15 protein-coding genes and 1 pseudogene are annotated in these 19,712 nt (G+C 70.5%); 12 read left to right on the top strand and 4 right to left on the bottom strand.

Annotated elements, in window-relative coordinates:
* Positions 1 to 50: 50 nt before the first annotated feature.
* The 5 genes from SOM35_RS07010 (at position 51) to SOM35_RS06990 (ending at position 5,860) form a co-directional block, all read left to right on the top strand.
* Positions 51 to 968, top strand: coding sequence for a proteasome assembly chaperone family protein (locus SOM35_RS07010; RefSeq protein WP_111073278.1), 918 nt, complete (start codon positions 51 to 53; stop codon positions 966 to 968).
* Positions 969 to 1,023: 55 nt separating this feature from the next.
* A complete protein-coding gene (locus SOM35_RS07005) occupies positions 1,024 to 2,343 on the top strand; it encodes an MFS transporter (protein WP_320514857.1) in 1,320 nt (439 codons plus the stop codon).
* A gap of 171 nt (positions 2,344 to 2,514) precedes the next feature.
* Positions 2,515 to 3,819, top strand: a complete 1,305-nt coding sequence (locus SOM35_RS07000; RefSeq protein WP_320514856.1) for an RNA polymerase sigma factor — start codon at positions 2,515 to 2,517, stop codon at positions 3,817 to 3,819.
* A gap of 8 nt (positions 3,820 to 3,827) precedes the next feature.
* The gene (locus SOM35_RS06995; protein WP_320514855.1) at positions 3,828 to 5,090 is read left to right on the top strand and encodes a MurT ligase domain-containing protein; all 1,263 of its coding nucleotides are present in this window, start codon (positions 3,828 to 3,830) and stop codon (positions 5,088 to 5,090) included.
* On the top strand, positions 5,087 to 5,860 hold the full coding sequence (locus tag SOM35_RS06990) for a type 1 glutamine amidotransferase (protein WP_320514854.1): 774 nt from the start codon (positions 5,087 to 5,089) through the stop codon (positions 5,858 to 5,860). Before SOM35_RS06995 ends, SOM35_RS06990 begins: the two co-directional genes overlap by 4 nt.
* Positions 5,861 to 5,979: 119 nt before the next feature.
* On the opposite strand, the gene SOM35_RS06985 is transcribed toward SOM35_RS06990, so the two are convergent.
* Positions 5,980 to 6,207: a DUF7455 domain-containing protein gene (locus SOM35_RS06985; protein WP_111073283.1), complete on the bottom strand. Its 228-nt coding sequence runs from the start codon at positions 6,205 to 6,207 to the stop codon at positions 5,980 to 5,982.
* A 179-nt stretch (positions 6,208 to 6,386) separates the two neighbouring features.
* Here SOM35_RS06985 and SOM35_RS06980 point away from each other — a divergent pair, with 179 nt between their 5' ends.
* The gene (locus SOM35_RS06980) at positions 6,387 to 8,564 is read left to right on the top strand and encodes a DNA gyrase/topoisomerase IV subunit B (protein WP_320514853.1); all 2,178 of its coding nucleotides are present in this window, start codon (positions 6,387 to 6,389) and stop codon (positions 8,562 to 8,564) included.
* Between the two features lie 39 nt (positions 8,565 to 8,603).
* Here the strand turns inward: SOM35_RS06980 and SOM35_RS06975 are convergent, their stop codons facing one another.
* Positions 8,604 to 11,090, bottom strand: coding sequence for a DNA gyrase/topoisomerase IV subunit A (locus SOM35_RS06975; RefSeq protein ID WP_320514852.1), 2,487 nt, complete (start codon positions 11,088 to 11,090; stop codon positions 8,604 to 8,606).
* A gap of 43 nt (positions 11,091 to 11,133) precedes the next feature.
* Here SOM35_RS06975 and SOM35_RS06970 point away from each other — a divergent pair, with 43 nt between their 5' ends.
* Positions 11,134 to 12,285 carry an alkaline phosphatase family protein gene (locus SOM35_RS06970; RefSeq protein WP_320514851.1) on the top strand — a complete coding sequence of 384 codons (1,152 nt, stop codon included), beginning with the start codon at positions 11,134 to 11,136 and terminating at the stop codon, positions 12,283 to 12,285.
* A 96-nt stretch (positions 12,286 to 12,381) separates the two neighbouring features.
* Here the strand turns inward: SOM35_RS06970 and sepH are convergent, their stop codons facing one another.
* Positions 12,382 to 13,407 carry a septation protein SepH gene (gene sepH / locus SOM35_RS06965; RefSeq protein ID WP_111073286.1) on the bottom strand — a complete coding sequence of 342 codons (1,026 nt, stop codon included), beginning with the start codon at positions 13,405 to 13,407 and terminating at the stop codon, positions 12,382 to 12,384.
* 254 nt (positions 13,408 to 13,661) lie between these two features.
* Between sepH and SOM35_RS06960 the strand changes: the two genes are divergently transcribed.
* A complete protein-coding gene (locus SOM35_RS06960; protein WP_110825450.1) occupies positions 13,662 to 13,961 on the top strand; it encodes a DUF4193 domain-containing protein in 300 nt (99 codons plus the stop codon).
* An 88-nt stretch (positions 13,962 to 14,049) separates the two neighbouring features.
* On the opposite strand, the gene SOM35_RS06955 is transcribed toward SOM35_RS06960, so the two are convergent.
* On the bottom strand, positions 14,050 to 14,514 hold the full coding sequence (locus SOM35_RS06955) for a DUF3093 domain-containing protein (RefSeq protein ID WP_320514850.1): 465 nt from the start codon (positions 14,512 to 14,514) through the stop codon (positions 14,050 to 14,052).
* A 76-nt stretch (positions 14,515 to 14,590) separates the two neighbouring features.
* On the opposite strand from SOM35_RS06955, the pseudogene dut reads away from it, so the two are divergent.
* From dut to SOM35_RS06935, 4 genes and pseudogenes are all read left to right on the top strand, one after another.
* Positions 14,591 to 15,019, top strand: a pseudogene (gene dut, locus SOM35_RS06950) (dUTP diphosphatase); the annotation flags it as partial.
* Between the two features lie 122 nt (positions 15,020 to 15,141).
* On the top strand, positions 15,142 to 15,861 hold the full coding sequence (locus tag SOM35_RS06945; protein ID WP_221851903.1) for a DUF3710 domain-containing protein: 720 nt from the start codon (positions 15,142 to 15,144) through the stop codon (positions 15,859 to 15,861).
* A 40-nt stretch (positions 15,862 to 15,901) separates the two neighbouring features.
* Complete coding sequence (locus tag SOM35_RS06940) at positions 15,902 to 16,666, top strand: DUF3159 domain-containing protein (RefSeq protein WP_111073289.1); 765 nt, start codon at positions 15,902 to 15,904, stop codon at positions 16,664 to 16,666.
* A 128-nt stretch (positions 16,667 to 16,794) separates the two neighbouring features.
* Entirely contained in the window at positions 16,795 to 19,632 is a 2,838-nt protein-coding gene (locus tag SOM35_RS06935; protein ID WP_320514849.1) for an aconitate hydratase, read from the top strand.
* Positions 19,633 to 19,712 lie beyond the last annotated feature (80 nt).

Here is a 19,712-nt window from a genome sequence, read left to right as displayed (position 1 = left end):
GTCGCGACCCGACACGGGTCGCGTCGGTGCCCCCGCCTAGCATTGGCGTGATGAACCACCCCGAGGACCTCTACACGCTCGACGCATCCGCCCCGACGGTGCCCGCCGGGCTGCACCTCGTCGCTGCCCTGACGGGCTTCGCAGACGCGGGCTCGGCGGTGGCGCAGATCACGACGTCGATCACCGGATCGCTCGAGTCGCAGCTCGTCGCCGAGTTCGACCCCGACGTGCTGCTCGACTGGCGTGCCCGTCGCCCGGTCATCACGTTCGAGCACGACCACATCACGGCCGTCGAACCACCGCGGCTCACGCTGCACCTGGTGCGCGACGAACTCGGGCAGCCCTTCCTGTTCCTCTCCGGGTACGAGCCCGACTTCCAGTGGAACCGCTTCGTGCAGGCCGTCCTCGACCTGGCCGAGGACCTGCAGGTGACCGACACGACGTGGGTCCAGGCGATCCCGATGCCCGTCCCGCACACCCGGGCCATCGGCGTCACGGTCTCCGGCACCCGCGCCGACCTGGTCGAGTCGATGAGCGTCTGGAAGCCCGAGACCCAGGCGCCGGCGAACGTCCTGCACCTGGTCGAACACCGCCTGTCCGAGATCGGCCAGCAGGTCACCGGGCTGGTGCTGCTCGTCCCGCACTACCTGGCGGACACGGAGTTCCCGGACGCAGCCGTGGCGGCGCTCTCCGGCATCTCGGCCGCCACCGGACTGATCTTCCCGACCGATGCCCTGCGTGAAGAAGGACGTGAGTTCCTGGCGCGCGTCGACGAGCAGGTCGCCGGCAACGCGGAACTGCAGCGCCTGGTCGGGACGCTCGAGCAGCGCCACGACACCTACATGGAGGGCAACCCGGTCGCCTCGCCGCTGACCGGGGCGGACGGACAGGTGCCGACCGCCGACTCGATCGCCGCCGAGCTCGAGCGCTTCCTGGCGGACCGCCGCACCGCAGCCGACGAGGACTGAGAACCGGCTGCTGCGTCCGGACGGCTGACTGCCGACCGATCGCTAGCCTGGTCCGGTGAAGTCCCGCCGTGCCTTCGTCGTCTGGGGCGTCGCCGTCCTGGCCTACGTCCTGGCGGTCATGCAGCGGTCGTCCCTCGGGGTCTCCGGGGTCGACGCGCAGGACCGCTTCGCCGTCTCCGCCGCCGTCCTGTCCACGCTCGCGGTCGTGCAGATCGCGGTCTACGCGGGGCTGCAGATCCCGGTGGGCATCGCGCTCGACCGGGTCGGACCGCGGCGCCTGGTGCTGCTCGGCGCACTGCTGCTGACGATCGGCCAGGCGGTCGTCGCGCTGTCCCCGACGATCGGGCCGGCCATCGTGGGCCGGGTGCTGGTCGGCGCCGGGGACGCGATGACCTTCATCTCGGTGATGCGCCTGCTGCCGATGTGGTTCAGCGGGTCGCTCCTGCCGCAGATCTCGCAGTGGACGGGCAACCTCGGGCAGATCGGCCAGATCGTCTCGGCGTTCCCGTTCGCCCTGCTCCTGCACTCCGTCGGCTGGGACGCGGCGTTCGGCGTGGCGGCGATCGCCAGTGCGGTGGGGCTCGTCCTGGCGGTGGTGTTCGTCCGTGCCGGGCCGGTGGCCGTGCGGACCGACACGATCCCACTGCCGCACTCGTGGGGAGCGGCCTTCCGCACCTTCGGGCACGCGCTCCGACGCCCGGGCACGCAGCTGGGCTTCTGGTCGCACTACGTGACGCAGTCGTCCGGCACGGTGTTCAGCCTGCTCTGGGGGGTCCCGATGCTCCGGGGGCTCGGCTACTCGGCGACCGAGGCCGCGACCTTCCTGACCGTGATCGTCCTCGTCGGGTTCGTCGCCGGCCCGGTACTCGGTCTGCTCTGCGCCCGGTTCCCGATGCGTCGGTCGAACCTGGTGCTCGGGATCGTGACCGCGCTCGGCGTCGTCTGGACGGCGGTGCTGCTCTGGCCGGGGCAGCCGCCGACCTGGCTGCTCGTCCTGCTGGTCGTGGCGATGGGCGTCGGCGGTCCGGGCTCCCTCATCGGGTTCGACTTCGCGCGCTCGTTCAACCCGGTCGGTTCGCTCGGGTCCGCGAACGGCGTGGTGAACGTCGGCGGGTTCCTGGCGGCCTTCGTGATGATGTTCGCGATCGGCTCGCTGCTCGACGTCCTGGCGGCGGCGTCCGGCACCGACACGTTCGCGTGGCAGAACTTCCGCGTGGCGATGACCGTGCAGTACGTGGTGGTCGGGTTCGGCGTCGTGATGCTGCTGCTGGCCCGCCGACGGACGCGCGCACGGCTGCACGCGGAGGACGGAATACGGGTGGGTCCGCTGTGGGTTGCACTGGTTGCACGCTTGCGGAACGGTCGCGTGCAATAATGACCACGGACCCTTTCGGGTTCCTCGCGTTCAGCGTCGGGGGACTTGACATGGGTCCTAGTGCTGCCCGGAACGGTAGGACCAGACGACGTGGGGGACTGCGGCGGTGGCCCTGGGTGGCGAGGGAAGGCCACGACCCCAGGAACGTGGCACGACGAGGAAGGTGATCGCATGGCTGCCCGGAGCACGACGGTCGATCCCACGAAGGACACCACGCCCGACGGCGTCGTGGCGGAAGACGCCACGACCACGACGGAGGGCACGGCCGCGCCGAAGAAGCGCGCCCCCAGGACCACCACCGCCGCCAAGAAGGCCGCCCCGAAGAAGGCGGCCCCGAAGAAGGCGAGCGGCAAGAAGGCCGCATCGTCAGAGGACGACGACGCGAGCGCCGACGACGAGACGCCGGTCGAGGTGGCCGAGGACGCCACCGACGACGCGACCGAGGACTCGGACGACGACTCGGCTGCGAAGCCCGCGACGGAAGCGGCCGCGGTCGCCGCCGGAGCGCTCGTCATCTCGCAGACCGACGACGACGAAGCGCCGGTCTACTCGACGACCATCACGGGTGCCACGGCGGACCCGGTGAAGGACTACCTCAAGCAGATCGGCAAGGTCGCGCTGCTCAACGCCGAGCAGGAGGTCGAGCTCGCGATGCGCATCGAGGCCGGCCTGTTCGCCGAGGACAAGCTGCAGCACTCGACCGGGCTGTCGAAGCCGGCCGAGCGCGAGCTGCGCTGGGTGGCCCGTGACGGGCAGCGTGCGAAGTCGCACCTGCTCGGCGCGAACCTCCGCCTGGTCGTCTCGCTCGCCAAGCGCTACACGGGTCGTGGGATGCAGTTCCTCGACCTCATCCAGGAAGGCAACCTGGGCCTGATCCGTGCCGTCGAGAAGTTCGACTACACGAAGGGCTTCAAGTTCTCGACCTACGCGACGTGGTGGATCCGACAGGCCATCACCCGCGCGATGGCGGACCAGGCACGCACCATCCGCATCCCGGTGCACATGGTCGAGGTCATCAACAAGCTCGCCCGTGTCCAGCGGCAGATGCTGCAGGACCTCGGACGCGAGCCCACGCCGGAAGAGCTCGCCCGCGAGCTCGACATGACGCCCGAGAAGGTCGTCGAGGTCCAGAAGTACGGTCGCGAGCCGATCTCCCTGCACACCCCGCTCGGTGAAGACGGCGACTCCGAGTTCGGTGACCTCATCGAGGACACCGAGGCGGTCGTGCCGGCCGACGCGGTGGGCTTCACGATGCTGCAGAAGCAGCTCGAGAGCCTGCTCGACTCCCTCTCCGAGCGTGAGGCCGGCGTGATCCGGATGCGCTTCGGCCTGGGTGACGGTCAGCCGAAGACCCTCGACCAGATCGGCGACACGTTCGGCGTCACGCGTGAGCGGATCCGCCAGATCGAGTCGAAGACGATGGCGAAGCTCCGCCACCCGTCCCGGTCGCAGTCGCTCCGCGACTACCTCGAGTAGGCCGACCGGTGCGTTTCGTGGTCCCGATCCTGGTCGGGCGGATCCTCCGTGCCCTCGCGCGAGCGCGGGGCGGCGGGTCCGCCTACCCGGGATACATCGTCCTCAAGCTCGTGCCGGACTTCCTGCAGCACGTGACGCGGCAGTTCCCGAACGGCGTCGTCTTCGTGCTCGGGTCGAACGGCAAGTCGACGACGACCCACATGATCTCGGAGATCGTGCGGGCGCACGGCCTCCGGGTGTTCACGAACCCGTCCGGCGCGAACCTGCCGCAGGGCATCGCGTCGGCGCTGCTGTCCGAGGTCTCGCTGGGCGGCAAGCTCAAGGCGGACATCGGGATCCTCGAGGTCGACGAGGCCTTCGCGGTCGAGCTCGCCGGCATCCTGTCGCCGTCCACGGTGACGATGCTCAACGTCCAGGTCGACCAGCTCTACCGGTTCTTCGAGACCGAGCGTGTCGCGACGATGATGCTCGACACCGCCGCACTGTCGACGGCGAACGTCATCACGAACCACGACGACCAGTTCCTCGACGCCTACCCGGCCGTCGACGGCCAGCGGGTCCTGCGCTTCGGAGCGAGCACCGCCGTGGTCGCCGCGGCCCCGAACGGCCTGCAGAACGCCGACGACTTCGTGGCCGGCGCCGATCGGGCACAGACGACCGCCGACGCCGAGATCGTGACCTTCACCGGTGACGCCGCGACCATCGCCTTCGCCGGTTCCGAGATCCCGGTCCGCCTCCCGGCCCGGGGCCTCCACTACGCGGTGGACGCCGCCGCGGCCGCCGCGACGGCCAGCGCGGCCCTCGGCGACCAGTTCCGTCCGGCCGCCGTCACCAAGGCGTTCGAGCGGATGAAGCCGGCCTACGGGCGTGGCGAGCGTCTGCCGATCGCTGGGGAGTCCGCGGAGTTCACGATGTTCAAGAACGCCGCGAGCCTGCAGCTCAACCTGGACGCCCTGCCGGCGCACCCGGAGCAGGTCCTCATGGCGATCGACGAGGGCACGCCCGACATCTCGTGGATCTACGACATCGACTTCTCGAAGCTCGACCACGTCGACGTCGTGTCCGGTGACAAGGCCTGGCAGATCGCGATCGCGCTCGAGCACGCCGGTGTCCGCATCGGTCGCGTCGAGCCCGACGTCGAGTCGGCGATCCGCCACATGCAGGGGCTCGGGTCGACCACGACCGGCACGAAGAACTTCATCGTCAACTACGAGATCATGATGATCGCCCGGAAGGCCCTCGGCCACCCGGACATGGAGAAGACCGCATGACGGCCGATCGACTGACCATCCTGCACGTCTACCCGCGTCAGATGGGCGTCTCGGGGGACCGCGGCAACGTCGCAGCCCTCGTCCGCCGCGCTGACGCCGCCGACATCGCGACCGAGGTCATCGAGTACGCGCCGGGCGACGCCCTGCCCGCGACGGCCGACGTGGTCGTCGTCGGCAACGGCCCGCTCAGCGCGATTCGCTCGCTCGGGGCCGACGTCGGTCGCGTCGGCGCTGCCCTGCGTGACTTCGCAGTCGCCGGTGTGCCGGTGATCGCGGTCGGCGGCGGGTTCGACCTCGCCACCAACCAGGTCGTCCCGACCGACGGTGCCCCGATCGACGGCTTCGGCGTGTTCGACGCCCGCGCGGTCCGCGGTGCCGAGCGTCGGGTCAACTACTTCGTCCTGGAGTCGCGGTACCCGTTGCTGCCGGGCGCGTCGACCCGACTGGCCGGCTTCGAGGACCACGCCGCCCGCATCGAGCTGGCCGACGGGGTGTCGCCGTTCGCGGACGTCGTCTCCGGTGGTGGCAACCAGGCCGGCTCGCCGGTCGAGGGTGCGGTCAGCGGCAACTCGTTCGGCACCCACACCCAGGGGCCGATCCTGCCGCTCAACCCGCAGCTGACCGACGGTGTGCTCGCCGCCGCGACGACACGCCTCGGCCGCGGCTACACGCCGGACCCGGCGCGGACCGCGACGATCGACCGCTACGCCAGCGAGGCTCGCGCGACGATCGACCGCTACGTCGACAAGGCGTTCAAGCGCATCGCCTGACGCCCAGGTTCGCCCGCCAGGGCAACACGACAGGCCCGCCCGCCAGGGCAACGCACTGGAGGCCCAGTGCCGGTTCTCAGAACCGGCACCGGGCCTCCAGTGCGTTGCGGGTGTGTCGCCTACTTGGACTCGCGGAGCCGGGACGATTCGTCGTGCCACTCGAGCGCGGTCGCAGCGAGCTTGTCCTTGAACTCGGCGCCGTGGTGGGCGCAGAACAGGAGTTCACCACTGGCCATGGTGGCGCGGATGTAGGCCTGCGCACCGCAGCTGTCGCAGCGGTCGGCCGCGGTGAGCTGGTGGTTGTCGTTGAGTTCGTCGACGGGGAGGTCCTGCACGGTCTGGGTCATTGCTGTGCTCCTCACGGATCGCAGTACGGTGCGGTGAATGCACCCATTCCAACACGTCCTGGCTGGATGCCCGGCATCCTGAGGCCCCTCGTTCGCTCTGCGCGCAAGGGTTGTCCCCAGGCCGAGGCACACCGGCCGTGCGCCCCGGCAGTGTCGGTCTCGATCGCTACGCTCGTCAGGTGAGCTCCGACTACTCCGCACGGCATCTCTCCGTCCTCGAAGGACTCGAGGCGGTCCGGAAGCGTCCCGGCATGTACATCGGCTCGACGGACTCCCGCGGCCTCATGCACTGCCTGTGGGAGGTCATCGACAACTCGGTCGACGAAGCCCTCGCCGGACACGGGGACGAGATCGGCGTGATCCTGCACGCCGACGGGTCGGTCGAGGTCTCCGACGTCGCACGCGGCATCCCGGTCGACGTCGAACCGAAGACCGGCCTGACCGGGGTGGAGGTCGTGTTCACTAAGCTGCACGCCGGCGGCAAGTTCGGCTCGGGGTCGTACGCGGCGTCGGGCGGACTGCACGGCGTCGGTGCCTCGGTCGTGAACGCGCTGTCGGAGCGTCTGGACGTCGAGGTCGACCGTGGCGGCAAGACCTACGCCATGTCGTTCCACCGTGGCGAGCCCGGCGTCTTCGACGACGCGCAGGGCATCGGCCCGGACGCCCCGTTCGCGCCGTTCACGTCGGGCAGCGAACTCCGCGTCATCGGCAAGGTGAAGAAGGGCGTCACCGGCACCCGGGTGCGGTACTGGGCCGACCGGCAGATCTTCACGAAGGACGCCGCGTTCAGCACCGGCGACCTGGTGAACCGGGCGCGCCAGACGGCGTTCCTGGTCCCCGGCCTGGGGCTGACGATCACCGACGCCCGTCCCGCGTCCATCCGGGCCGCGGCGGAGCGAGCCGCGTTGGCGGCACCAGCGCCGGCGCTGGCCACGACCGACGCCGACGCCGACGCCGAGCCGAGTGCGCTCGTCGAGCAGGGCCCCGTCATCGAGCGGTTCCGCTACGAGGGCGGGATCGGCGAGTTCGTCGAGCACCTGGCCGTGGACGGCGCGAAGACCGACGTCTGGCGCATCCAGGGCTCGGGCACGTTCAAGGAGACCGTGCCGATGCTCGACGACAAGGGCCACATGGTCTCGACCGAGGTCGAGCGCACCTGCGAGGTCGACGTGGCCCTGCGCTGGGGCGACGGCTACGAGACGGTGTTCCGCAGCTTCGTCAACATCATCGCCACGCCGAAGGGCGGCACGCACCAGGCGGGCTTCGAGGCCGGACTGGTCAAGGCCGTGCGCACCCAGGTCGAGGCGAACGCCCGCAAGCTCAAGGTCGGCCAGGACAAGCTCGAGAAGGACGACGTGCTCGCCGGCCTCACCGCCGTGCTGACCGTCCGGCTGCCGGAGCCGCAGTTCGAGGGGCAGACGAAGGAGATCCTCGGCACGCCGGCCGTCCGCCGCATCGTCGACTCGGTCGTGTCGAAGCGGATGACCGAGATCCTGACGTCGACCCAGCGCACCGAGAAGGCGCAGGCCGCCGGGCTGCTCGAGAAGGTCGTGGCCGAGATGAAGACCCGCATCTCCGCTCGCGCGCACAAGGAGACGCAGCGCCGCAAGAACGCGCTCGAGAACTCCTCTCTGCCGACCAAGCTCGCCGACTGCCGGTCGAACGACGTCGAGGGCACCGAGCTGTTCATCGTCGAGGGCGACTCGGCCCTGGGCACCGCGAAGCTCGCGCGGAACAGCGAGTACCAGGCGCTGCTGCCGATCCGCGGCAAGATCCTCAACGTGCAGAAGGCGTCCGTGTCGGACATGCTCTCGAACGTCGAGTGCGCGTCGATCATCCAGGTGATCGGCGCCGGCTCCGGCCGCACGTTCGAGCTCGACCAGGCACGGTACGGCAAGGTCATCATCATGTCGGACGCCGACGTCGACGGTGCCCACATCCGGACCCTGCTGCTGACGCTGTTCTTCCGCTACATGCGCCCGATGATCGAGCAGGGCCGGGTGTTCGCCGCGGTGCCGCCGCTGCACCGGGTCGTGGTCGTGAACCGCGGCAAGCCGAACGACACGCTGTACACGTACTCCGAGCAGGAGCTGACGACCCTGTTGAAGAAGCTCGAGCGGTCGAACAAGAAGTACCTCGAGCCGATCCAGCGCTACAAGGGCCTGGGGGAGATGGACGCCGACCAGCTCGCCGAGACGACGATGGACCGCGCGCACCGCACCTTGCGCCGGGTGAACGTGTCGCACGCCGAGTCGGCCGCGAAGGTGTTCGAGCTGCTCATGGGCAACGACGTCGCGCCGCGCAAGGAGTTCATCCTGGCGGGCGAGGGCCTGGACCGCGAGCGCATCGACGCCTGACCCGGCGCCGACGTAGCGCCCGACGACGGAACGCCCGCGTCAGGCCTCGCCGCGCGTGCCGTCCACCGCGGCGGCACTGCCACCGATGGTGACGACCTCGGCGTCGAGCGGGCTACCCGATCCGTCGCGCTTGGACAGCCAGTCCGGCAGCGTCCGAGCGGCGCCGTCCGACCCGACCGCGTGCGGGGGCGCGACGCCGGCCCACGCGACCGAGAGCCCGTCCTCGCCCTTGAGGAACGCGTGTGCCCGGACTCCCTGGGTGCCGCGGCCCTTCGCCGGGAACTCCGTCAGCGCCGAGACCTTGGCGCGACCGGCGTCGGTACCCGGCAGGGCGCTCGAGGTGGTCGAGACGGTGGCGACGACGGTGTCCTCGGTGACGGCGACGGAGCCGAACCAGATGACGCTGGCGCTCCCGGCCAGCGACACGCCCGCGACGCCTCCGGCGGGGAGCCCCTGCGGACGGACCGCGCCAGCCGGGAACCGGAGCAGCTGGGCGTTCGAGGTGACGAAGACCAGGTCGTCGGACTCCGGTGCCTGGGCGGCGCCGACGACGTGGTCGCCGGGCTTCAGTCCGATGGCGGGGAAGTCCGGCTTGTCGGGCCAGGCGGCCGGGACGACGCGCTTGACGACGCCCTGGGCGGTTCCGATGGCGACGGAGTCCGCGACGGCGGCGTCGAGGGACACGAGGGCGACGACGGTCTCGCTCTTCGGCACGCCGAGGTACTCGGTGACCCGGACCCCGGCGTCGAGTCGCACCGACGCGGGCGGCACGGCGGGGACGTCGACGGGGGAGAACCGCACGACACGCCCGGTGGAGGTCAGCGCCCCGACCTGCCCGCGGACGGTGCTGACGACGGTGGAACGGACGGCGTCGTGCTTCGAGCGCTTCGGCACGTGGACGATGCCGGACTCCGCCGCCGGGATGTCGACGCGGACCAGGCGCCCGGTGGTCGAGAGCATCACCCGGCAGGGGGCGTCGGCGACCTGCAGCGACTCCGGGTCGACCGTGGCCTTCCGACCACCACGCACCGGGGCGTCGGCCTCGGTCAGGAGCGTGCGGCGGGGCGTGGCGAACTTCTCGGACACCTCGGTGAGCTCGGTCGCGACCTGGGTCCGGAGGCGGTCGTCCGAGGCCAGCAGTTCCTCGAGCGCGGCGATGTCGGCGAGCAGCTGGTCGCGTTCGCCCTCGAGCTCCATGCGCGAGAACTTCGTCAGGCGGCGCAGGCGGAGTTCGAGGATGTACTCGGCCTGCACCTCGGACAGGTCGAACACGTCCCGCAGTCGGCTCCGCGCGGCCTCGGAGTCGTCCGAGGTGCGGATGACCTGGATGACCTCGTCGATGTCGAGGATCGCGATGAGCAGCCCCTCGACCAGGTGCAGGCGCTCTCGGCGTCGGGCGAGCCGGTACTGGGAGCGCCGCGTGACGACCGACAGGCGGTGCTTGACGTAGACGTCGAGCAGGTCGCGGAGCCCGAGGGTACGGGGCGAGCCGTCGACCAGGGCGACGTTGTTGATGCCGAAGTTCTCCTCGAGCGGCGTGTGCTTGTACAGCTGCTCGAGCACGGCCGTCGGGTTGAAGCCGGACTTGATGCCGATGACGAGCCGGAGGCCGTGGTTGCGGTCCGTCAGGTCGTTGACGTCCGAGATGCCGATGAGCTTCTTCGACTGCACCCCGTCCTTGATCTTCTCGATGACCCGCTCGGGGCCGACCAGGTAGGGCAGTTCGGTGACGACCAGCCCGGTCTTCCGGGGGGTGAGGTTCTCGACCGAGACCTTCGCCCGGGTGCGGAACGTGCCGCGGCCGGTGGCGTAGGCATCACGGACCCCGGAGAGCCCGACGATCGTGCCGCCGGAGGGCAGGTCGGGCCCGGGGACGAACTCCATCAGCTCGTCGAGGGTCGCGTGCGGGTGCATGAGCAGGTGCTTCGCGGCCTCGACGACCTCGCCCAGGTTGTGCGGCGCCATGTTCGTCGCCATGCCGACCGCGATGCCCGACGCGCCGTTGACGAGCAGGTTCGGGAACGCCGCCGGCAGCACGCTCGGCTGCATGATCTGGTTGTCGTAGTTCGGGACGAAGTCGACGACGTCCTCGCCCAGGCCCTCGGTCATCGCCATCGACGGTTCGGCCAGGCGGGCCTCGGTGTACCGGGCGGCAGCGGGGCCGTCGTCGAGCGAGCCGAAGTTGCCGTGGCCGTCGACGAGCGGCACGCGCATGGTGAACGGCTGCGCGAGCCGGACGAGTGCGTCGTAGATGGCGCCGTCACCGTGCGGGTGCAGCTTGCCCATCACCTCGCCGGTGACGCGGGCGCTCTTCACGTGACCGCGGTCCGGCCGCAGGCCCATCTCCGCCATCTGGTACAGGATGCGGCGCTGCACCGGCTTCAGGCCGTCGCGGGCGTCGGGCAGGGCGCGGGAGTAGATGACCGAGTACGCGTACTCCAGGAACGACCCCTGCATCTCCTCCGAGACGTCGACGTCCTCGATGCGCTCACCGTCGGGCAGCCCGACGACGTCCGTGCGTGCCATGACACCTCTCTGCCGACCCAGCTCGATCTGGAAGACTCTGGGGGTGGGAACAAGCGTACCGACGGCCCCCGACGCCGCCGTGAACCTCGCCGACGTGCTGCCGAGTTGCCTGGTCGCGCTGGGCGCCGCCGACGACGCCTGGTTGCGGGACACCGGACGGGAGGCCCGGATCACCCTCCGCCCCGCCCGTTCCGCGATCGTCGTCCTGGTCGACGGCCTCGGTGCGAACGCCCTCGCGGCACGCGCCGGCCACGCCCGGTTCCTCACCGCGACGAAGAAGCGCCTGCGCAGCGGTTTCCCGACCACGACCGCCGCGGCGCTGACCACGCTGACGACCGGCCGGCAGCCCGGCGAGCACGGCGTCGTCGGCTACAGCGGCTGGAACCCGGAGGAGTCCCGCGTGATGAACCTGCTGAGCGGGTGGGACACCGAGGTGCCCGCCGGGTGGCTGCGCTCCGAGACGGTGTTCACCGCGGCGTCCGGGCTCGGCGTGGACCCGGTCGTCGTCGCACCGAGCCGCTACCGGTCCTCCGGCATGACGGCGAACGTCCTCGGCGGTGCGCGCTTCGTCGCCGCCGACGCGATCCCGGCCCGGATCGACGCCGCGCTCGACGCCACCGGCAGCGGACGGCAGCTCGTCTACCTCTACATCCCCGAACTCGACTCGATCGGGCACAAGCACGGCTGGCAGTCCGACCGGTGGACCGCGGCACTCGAGCTCGTCGACGCCGAGCTCTCCCGTCTGGACGCCCGGGTGGACCCGGACGTCGGGGTGCTCGTCACGGCGGACCACGGCGTGCTCGACGTGCCGCCGCACAGCAACGTCGCGATGGACCCCGCCCTGCTGGTGGACGTCGTCGGTGTGGCCGGGGACCCGCGCTGCCGGCAGCTGACCGTCGCACCGGGTACGGACGTGCCGGCCCTGGTGGACGCGTTCCGGGCGTCCCTGGGCAAGCGTGCGGTGGTCGCCAGCCGGGACGAGGCCGTGGCCGCCGGGTGGTTCGGCCCGGTCGACGACGCCGTCCTGCCGCGCATCGGCGACGTGCTGCTCGTCGCGAAGGGGTCGTGGGCGTTCAACGACGACCGCGAGGTCCGCGACGGCGTCGAGCCCGGCCGGATGATCGGTCAACACGGGGCGATGAGCGACGACGAACTGCTCGTCCCCTTGCGCCTCGCGGGCGCGTTCGCCCAGTAGGACCCGCCGGTCCCGACCGCATCAGACCCGGCCCCGAGACGGACAGGAGGCCCGCCCCACGGACGTGGGACGAGCCTCCTGTCAGAGTCGGTCGGGTCAGACGGTGTCGTCGTCCGGACGGGTGCCGAAGACGATCTCGTCCCAGCTGGGCATCGCCCGGCGGTTGCGCTTGCGGCGGTCCGAGCGGCTGTCGCCGTCCGGGACGGCGGTGGGGCGGGCCTCCGGCTGCGGGGCGGTGTCCGAGTCGTCGACGGGGGACACGGGCAGGTCGACGAGCCCGACCGAGGTGCCGCGCGGGGCGTCCTGCTGGTCAGGGAAGGACGCGGCCTCGCGCTCACCGCGGCGGCGACGGAGCGCCTCGAGCAGGTCCGCGGTCTCGTTGCCGGGCGCGCGCTCCTCGACGTACGAGGTACCGATGCGGGGGAGCGGCGGACGCAGCGAAGTGCGCTCGACCGCCTCGGGGGCAGCGGGTTCCTCGGCGGCGGGTTCCTCGACGTGGAAGGCGCCGGAGTCGAACCGGGTGCCGTCCTCGTCCTGACGCTCGTACTCGACGGCACGGAGACGTGGGGCGATGCCCTCGTCCTCGGTGTGCGACAGGCGGTGCGCGTCACCGTTGTCCGGCACGAGCGTGGCGGTCTTCGGGTCGAAGCGCCACTGGGCGTCGTGCTCGACCTCGGCCGCGGTGTAGCGGACCTGCACCTGCCAGCCGTTCTCGACGTGCTTCCAGCTCGACCACGCGATGTCGGTGGCGTCGCCGGACTCGAGGCGGGCAGTGATGGCCGCGCCGAAGGTGTCGGGTGAGGCGTCGTCGACCGGGGTCACACTGACCCGTCGGGCGGCGTCGAGGACGAACGCACGCTCGGCGAGCACCGGGCCCTCGAAGCGACGGACGTAGTCGACCTCGACCCCGAGGACGGCGGCGACGTCGGCGGCGTCGGAACCGCTGCGGATGCGTGCCTGCACGTCCTTCGGCGAGACGCGCTTCTGCGGCCCGGAGTCGGGGTTCGCCTGCCGGACCTGGCCCGGGAGCGACGCGGTGACGGGCAGCCGGAACTCGGTCCCGCCGTCGGTCGCCAGGAGGAGCGACCCGGATTCGACTCCGATGACTCTCACGTCTTGCATGGGTTCCGCCCTCCGCTGCCTGCGTACGGTCGTGCCTCGTACCCGAGGAGTATGCAGGCCGCTGCAGCACTTTCGGCGCAGGCACCCGGCGTGCCGCGCGTCTCGTCCCCGGCATCGGGAATGGTCGGGATGCGCGCCGGGTTGCACGGCCAGAACGCACCGCTCGAGTACTCGGTTTGCACTCGGACGGGCCGTGGTGCAAACTGTCGCCGCCGAATCCGGCGACGACCTCTCGATACGAGAAATGGATGGGCATGGCCACCGATTACGACGCCCCTCGGAAGACCGACGACAACTCTGACTCGGAGTCGATCGAGGCCCTCAAGGAGCGCGTCCCCGACAAGATGTCGGGAGTCGTCGACGACGATTCTGACAACCCGGGCAGCTTCGAGCTCGCGGGCCAGGACCTCAGCGACGTCGACCTCGACGTCGTCGTCCTGCCCCCGCAGGTCGACGAGTTCACCTGCGTGGAGTGCTTCCTGGTGAAGCACCGCTCGCAGCTCGACCACGAGACGAAGCTCGGCCCGGTCTGCATGGAGTGCGCGGCACTCTGAGACACCGACCGAACGCCGGAACGGCCCGCATCCTGCTGGATGCGGGCCGTTCTGCATGTGCGGGGACGTCGCCCCGGCGTCCTGCTCGTCAGGCCGGTCCGGTGCCGTTCGTCTGCGTGGCGCCGCTCGTCAGGGCGCGGGTGACGGCCTCCGGGTCGCGGACGCTCACCAGCCAGTACGGCGTCGGGTCGGCGGCGTCCCGGACCTCGACCTTGACGACGCCGTGCACGTAGCCGCGGAACAGGGTCCAGGCACGCGCGTCCAGCTCCGGTCCGCGCTGGCTCGTCGCCGCCGCGCCGTCGAAACCGGCGACCTCGCCGACGACCGAGCGGGGCAGGTGGGCCCGTCCGGCACGGAACTCGGTGTCCGTCACCTCGATGACGGGTGCGAGTGCCCACAGGAGCAGGAGCACGCCGAGCTCCATGCCGATGGCCACGGCGACCCCGGCGGTCGCACTGATGGGCAGGAAGACGAGGAGGCTCGCGGGGATGACGAGCGCCGTCGCCAGGTACAGGGCGGGCGGGGCCCACAGTCGTTCGCGGTACACGATCACCCCACCATTCGACCACGAGCCGCTGCGTGCTCCGAGCAGGTCACGGATCGGTCACGGTCTGCACTACCCTCGTCTCGTGACCGAAGCAGTCGACGTCCTCTGGACCGGCAACGCCGCCCCCGTGTTCGCCAAGCCCGGCGACGCCGGGGCCGACCTGGTGTCCGCCGAGTCCTTCGTGCTCGCGCCCGGGGAGCGCCGCCTGGTCGGCACCGGGCTCGCGATCGCCCTGCCGGACCAGCACGTCGGGTTCGTCGTGCCCCGCAGCGGGCTCGCGGCCAAGCACGGCATCACCATCGTGAACGCGCCCGGCACGATCGACTCGGGCTACCGCGGCGAGGTCAAGGTCGCGCTGCTCAACACGGACGCCACCGAGCCGTACGCGGTCCAGGTCGGGGACCGGATCGCGCAGCTCATCGTCCTGCCGGTGCCCCGCGTGACGTTCACGCAGGTCACCGAGCTGCCGGAGAGCGTCCGCGGACAGGGCGGGTTCGGGTCGTCGGGCTACGGTGACCGCACCGGTCACCAGGGGTCCGCCGACGTCGTCGACGCCGAGCAGGACACCGAACGGAACGGCGGAGCGGGAACGCCCGTCGACATGCACGAGCAGGGTCTGGAAGGGACGCGGTCATGAGGATCGGACGACGCAAGCGCGACGAGGTCGAGGTCGCCGAGGCCGTGGTGGACGACGTCGAGGTCGCCGGGCCCTCGCCCGAGATCGAACTCGCCGACGACGCCGACGCGGGCTTCGACGAGGTGCTGGCCACTGAGTCGACCGACAAGTCGGCGCCGCTGGACCGCAGCGACAACGGCCCCCTCGACGAGACCGAGGCGAACCTGGTCCGCCCGTACGTCGACCTGGGTGGCGTGAAGATCCTGCCGCGCGAGGGCCTGCACCTCCGCCTCGAGGTGGAAGAGGACTCGCAGCGCGTGGTCGCCGTCGGGCTCGACTTCGACGACTCGACCCTGCAGGTGCAGCCCTTCGCCGCACCGCGGTCGACCGGGCTCTGGCACGAGATCCGCGCGCAGATCGCGGAGCAGATCCAGCAGCAGGGCGGTGTCGTGACCGAGATCGACGGCCCGTTCGGCCCCGAACTCCGCGCCCAGGTGCCCGTCGTCGGTGGCGAGGGTGTCACCGACGGCGTCCGTGCGGCCCGGTTCGTCGGCGTCGACGGCCCGCGCTGGTTCCTCCGTGGCGTGATCGCCGGCAAGGCCGCCGACCAGCCCGACGACTCCGCCGACATCGAAGAGCTCTTCCGCAGCGTCGTCGTCGTGCGCGGCACGACGCCGATGCCGCCGCGCGACCTCATCCCGCTGCACATGCCGAAGTCGGCGCAGTCGACCATCTGACGCGGCTGCGGCCGACCCCACGAACCAGCCTGGAGGCCCGGTGACGGACCACGACGACCGCTCGCGTCCCGATGCGGTCACCCCGGACCCCTTCGCCGAGGAGCGCGCCGAACCGCTGTCGCTGCAGGCCCAGCTGCGCGACGCGGTCCGGAACGCGGGCATCGGCCAGGTCGCCCCGGGAGAGGCCCCGTCCGGCAAGGCCCTGCTGACGGCCGTCGGTGGTGTCCGCGGGCTCGCCGAGTCGGTGCTGCCGGGCTTCGCCTTCCTGATCGTCTACGCGATCACGAAGGAGGTCGTGCCGAGCGTCGTCGTCCCGGTCGTGATCGGGCTCGTCTTCGTGGTGCTCCGCCTGCTCCAGCGCCAGTCGATCATGATGTCCTTCGCCGGCATCTTCGGCGTCGCGATCTCGGCGGGCCTCGCCCTGCTGACCGGTCGCGCCGAGAGCAACTTCATCCCCGGCATCGTCATCAACGCGGTGTTCCTGGCGGTCATCCTCGTCACGCTGGCGATGCGTCGGCCGCTGATCGGCCTGATCGTCGGGCTGCTCGTGCCGGGGGACGACGACGGGCACGACTGGCGGGACGACCCGGCCAAGCGACGGGTGCTCACCGTCGCGACGTGGATGTGGGCCGGGCTCTTCGCCTTCCGCCTGGCCTTCGAGATCCCGCTCTGGTTGGCAGCGCAGGTCGAACTGCTCGCCGGCATCAAGCTGATCACCGGCGTCCCGCTCTACGCAGCCCTGCTCTGGGTGACGTGGCTGCTCGTCCGGACCGTCTTCGTCAAGGACGAACCGGCCGCGGTGTAGAGTTGTCTCGACGTCAAGACACTTTCATCCGGGCACGACGGAGTCCCCGGGTTTAGGTTCACCTTGCTGGTGGGACGTCCCGCGGCCCGCGAGGATGAGGGCACACCGATCAACAGGGAGGCGGCACAGTGGCTGCAGTCAACAGCTTCGGCTCGAAGGACACACTCTCGGTCGGGGGTGTCGACTACGCCATCCACCGGATCGACGCCGTGCCCGGGCACGAGAAGCTCCCGTACAGCCTCAAGGTGCTGCTCGAGAACCTCCTGCGCACCGAGGACGGCAAGAACGTCACCGAGGGCCAGATCCGCGCGCTCGGCTCGTGGAAGCCCGAGGCCGACCCGGACACCGAGATCCAGTTCTCCCCGGCCCGCGTGGTCATGCAGGACTTCACGGGCGTTCCGTGCATCGTCGACCTCGCCACCATGCGTGAAGCGATGGCGGAGATCGGCGGCGACCCGAACAAGATCAACCCGCTGTCCCCGGCCGAGATGGTCATCGACCACTCGGTCATCGCGGACCTCTTCGGCAGCTCGGACGCCCTCCAGCGCAACACCGACCTGGAGTACGAGCGGAACGGGGAGCGCTACCAGTTCCTCCGCTGGGGCCAGACGGCGTTCGAGGACTTCAAGGTCGTCCCGCCGGGCACCGGCATCGTCCACCAGGTCAACATCGAGTACCTGGCGAAGGTCACCTACACGCGTGACTTCGACGGCGAGACCTACGCCTACCCGGACACCCTGGTCGGCACCGACTCGCACACCACGATGGTCAACGGCCTCGGTGTGCTGGGCTGGGGCGTCGGCGGCATCGAGGCCGAAGCGGCGATGCTCGGCCAGCCGGTGTCGATGCTCATCCCGAAGGTCGTCGGCTTCAAGCTCTCGGGTGAGATCCCCGCCGGCGTGACCGCGACCGACGTGGTGCTCACCATCACCGAGCAGCTCCGCAAGCACGGCGTGGTCGGCAAGTTCGTCGAGTTCTACGGCGAGGGCGTCGGCGCGGTGCCGCTCGCGAACCGCGCGACCATCGGCAACATGAGCCCCGAGTTCGGCTCGACGGCCGCGATCTTCCCGGTCGACGACGTCACGCTCGACTACCTGCGCCTGACCGGTCGCGACGAGGCACAGATCGCCCTGGTCGAGGCCTACTCGAAGACCCAGGGCCTCTGGCACGACCCGTCGGTCGAGCCGGCCTACTCGGAGTACCTCGAGCTCGACCTCTCCACGGTCGTCCCCTCGATCTCCGGCCCGAAGCGCCCGCAGGACCGCATCGTCCTGTCGCACGCGAAGGACCAGTTCGAGGTCGACCTCGCCAACTACGCGAGCATCGACCACACCGAAGAGGACAAGGCCGTCGCGGACACGTTCCCGGCCTCCGATCCGGTGGCCGCGGCCCCCGGCGACGAGCACGCGGTCGACGACCTGCAGGACGCACCGGCGTCCGAGGTCCCGGCCCACGCCTCCAGTGCGCCCGGCACCGTGTCCAAGCCGACCTCGGTCGCCATCGCCGACGGTGCCCCGTTCACCATCGACCACGGCGCCGTCGCGATCGCGGCGATCACGTCCTGCACCAACACGTCGAACCCGTCCGTGATGATGGCGGCCGGCATCCTCGCCCGCAACGCGGCGAAGAAGGGCCTCAAGGCCAAGCCGTGGGTGAAGACCACGCTCGCCCCCGGGTCGAAGGTCGTCACGGACTACTACGAGAAGGCCGGTCTCACGACCTACCTCGAAGACCTCGGCTTCTACACGGTCGGCTACGGCTGCACCACCTGCATCGGCAACTCCGGCCCGCTGCCGGACGAGATCTCGCAGGCCGTGCAGGACAACGACCTCGCCGTCACCGCGGTGCTCTCGGGCAACCGCAACTTCGAGGGCCGCATCAACCCCGACGTCAAGATGAACTACCTGGCCTCGCCGCCGCTGGTCATCGCGTACGCCCTCGCCGGCTCGATGCACTTCGACTTCGACACCGACTCGCTCGGCACCGACACCGACGGCAACGCGGTGTACCTCAAGGACATCTGGCCCGACACGGCCGAGGTCCAGCAGGTCATCGACTCGTCGATCGACACCGAGATGTTCACCCACGAGTACGGCTCCGTGTTCGAGGGCGACGACCGGTGGAAGAACCTGCCGACCCCGACCGGTGACACGTTCGAGTGGGACAGCGAGTCCACCTACGTGCGGAAGCCCCCGTACTTCGATGGCATGACCATGCAGCCGGACGCGGTCTCGGACATCTCGGGTGCCCGCGTGCTCGCGAAGCTCGGCGACTCGGTCACCACCGACCACATCTCGCCGGCCGGTTCGATCAAGGCGGACAGCCCGGCGGGCAAGTACCTCGCCGACCACGGTGTCGACCGCAAGGACTTCAACTCCTACGGCTCGCGTCGCGGCAACCACGAGGTCATGATCCGCGGCACGTTCGCGAACATCCGTCTGCGCAACCAGCTGCTCGACGGGGTCGAGGGCGGCTACACCCGCGACTTCACCACGCCCGACGGTGCCCAGTCGTTCATCTACGACGCGTCCGAGCACTACCAGGCGGAGGGCACCCCGCTCGTCGTCCTGGGGGGCAAGGAGTACGGTTCCGGTTCCTCCCGTGACTGGGCGGCGAAGGGCACGAGCCTGCTGGGCGTCAAGGCCGTCATCACCGAGAGCTTCGAGCGGATCCACCGGTCGAACCTCATCGGCATGGGTGTCGTCCCGCTGCAGTTCCCGGCGGGCGAGTCGATCGAGTCCCTCGGGCTCGACGGCACCGAGTCGATCTCGATCTCGGGTCTGACCGCGCTGAACGACGGTGCCACGCCGAAGACCGTGCACGTCACGGCCGAGCCGACCGAGCACTCGCCGGCCGGCAAGCAGCCGATCGAGTTCGACGCGGTCGTCCGCATCGACACCCCGGGTGAGGCCGACTACTACCGGAACGGCGGCATCCTGCAGTACGTCCTCCGCTCCCTCGTCTGACTCCTCGCAACACGCAACCTGGGCGGCTGCCCGCGGCGGTACTCCGTTGCGATCAGCCGCCCTGGTTTCGTTCCGCGGAG

The organism is Curtobacterium sp. CFBP9011 (genome assembly GCF_034045095.1).
Classification (GTDB): domain Bacteria; phylum Actinomycetota; class Actinomycetes; order Actinomycetales; family Microbacteriaceae; genus Curtobacterium.
This window is presented reverse-complemented; position numbering and strand designations above follow the sequence as displayed.

What these genes read in the sequence shown, in the direction of transcription:
- SOM35_RS07010 (WP_111073278.1), top strand. Translation starts at nt 51, where the DNA reads ATGAACCACCCCGAGGACCTCTACACGCTCGACGCATCCGCCCCGACG.
- SOM35_RS07000 (WP_320514856.1), top strand. Translation starts at nt 2,515, where the DNA reads ATGGCTGCCCGGAGCACGACGGTCGATCCCACGAAGGACACCACGCCC.
- SOM35_RS06990 (WP_320514854.1), top strand. Translation starts at nt 5,087, where the DNA reads ATGACGGCCGATCGACTGACCATCCTGCACGTCTACCCGCGTCAGATG.
- SOM35_RS06985 (WP_111073283.1), bottom strand. Translation starts at nt 6,207, where the DNA reads ATGACCCAGACCGTGCAGGACCTCCCCGTCGACGAACTCAACGACAAC.
- SOM35_RS06975 (WP_320514852.1), bottom strand. Translation starts at nt 11,090, where the DNA reads ATGGCACGCACGGACGTCGTCGGGCTGCCCGACGGTGAGCGCATCGAG.
- sepH (WP_111073286.1), bottom strand. Translation starts at nt 13,407, where the DNA reads ATGCAAGACGTGAGAGTCATCGGAGTCGAATCCGGGTCGCTCCTCCTG.
- SOM35_RS06960 (WP_110825450.1), top strand. Translation starts at nt 13,662, where the DNA reads ATGGCCACCGATTACGACGCCCCTCGGAAGACCGACGACAACTCTGAC.
- SOM35_RS06945 (WP_221851903.1), top strand. Translation starts at nt 15,142, where the DNA reads ATGAGGATCGGACGACGCAAGCGCGACGAGGTCGAGGTCGCCGAGGCC.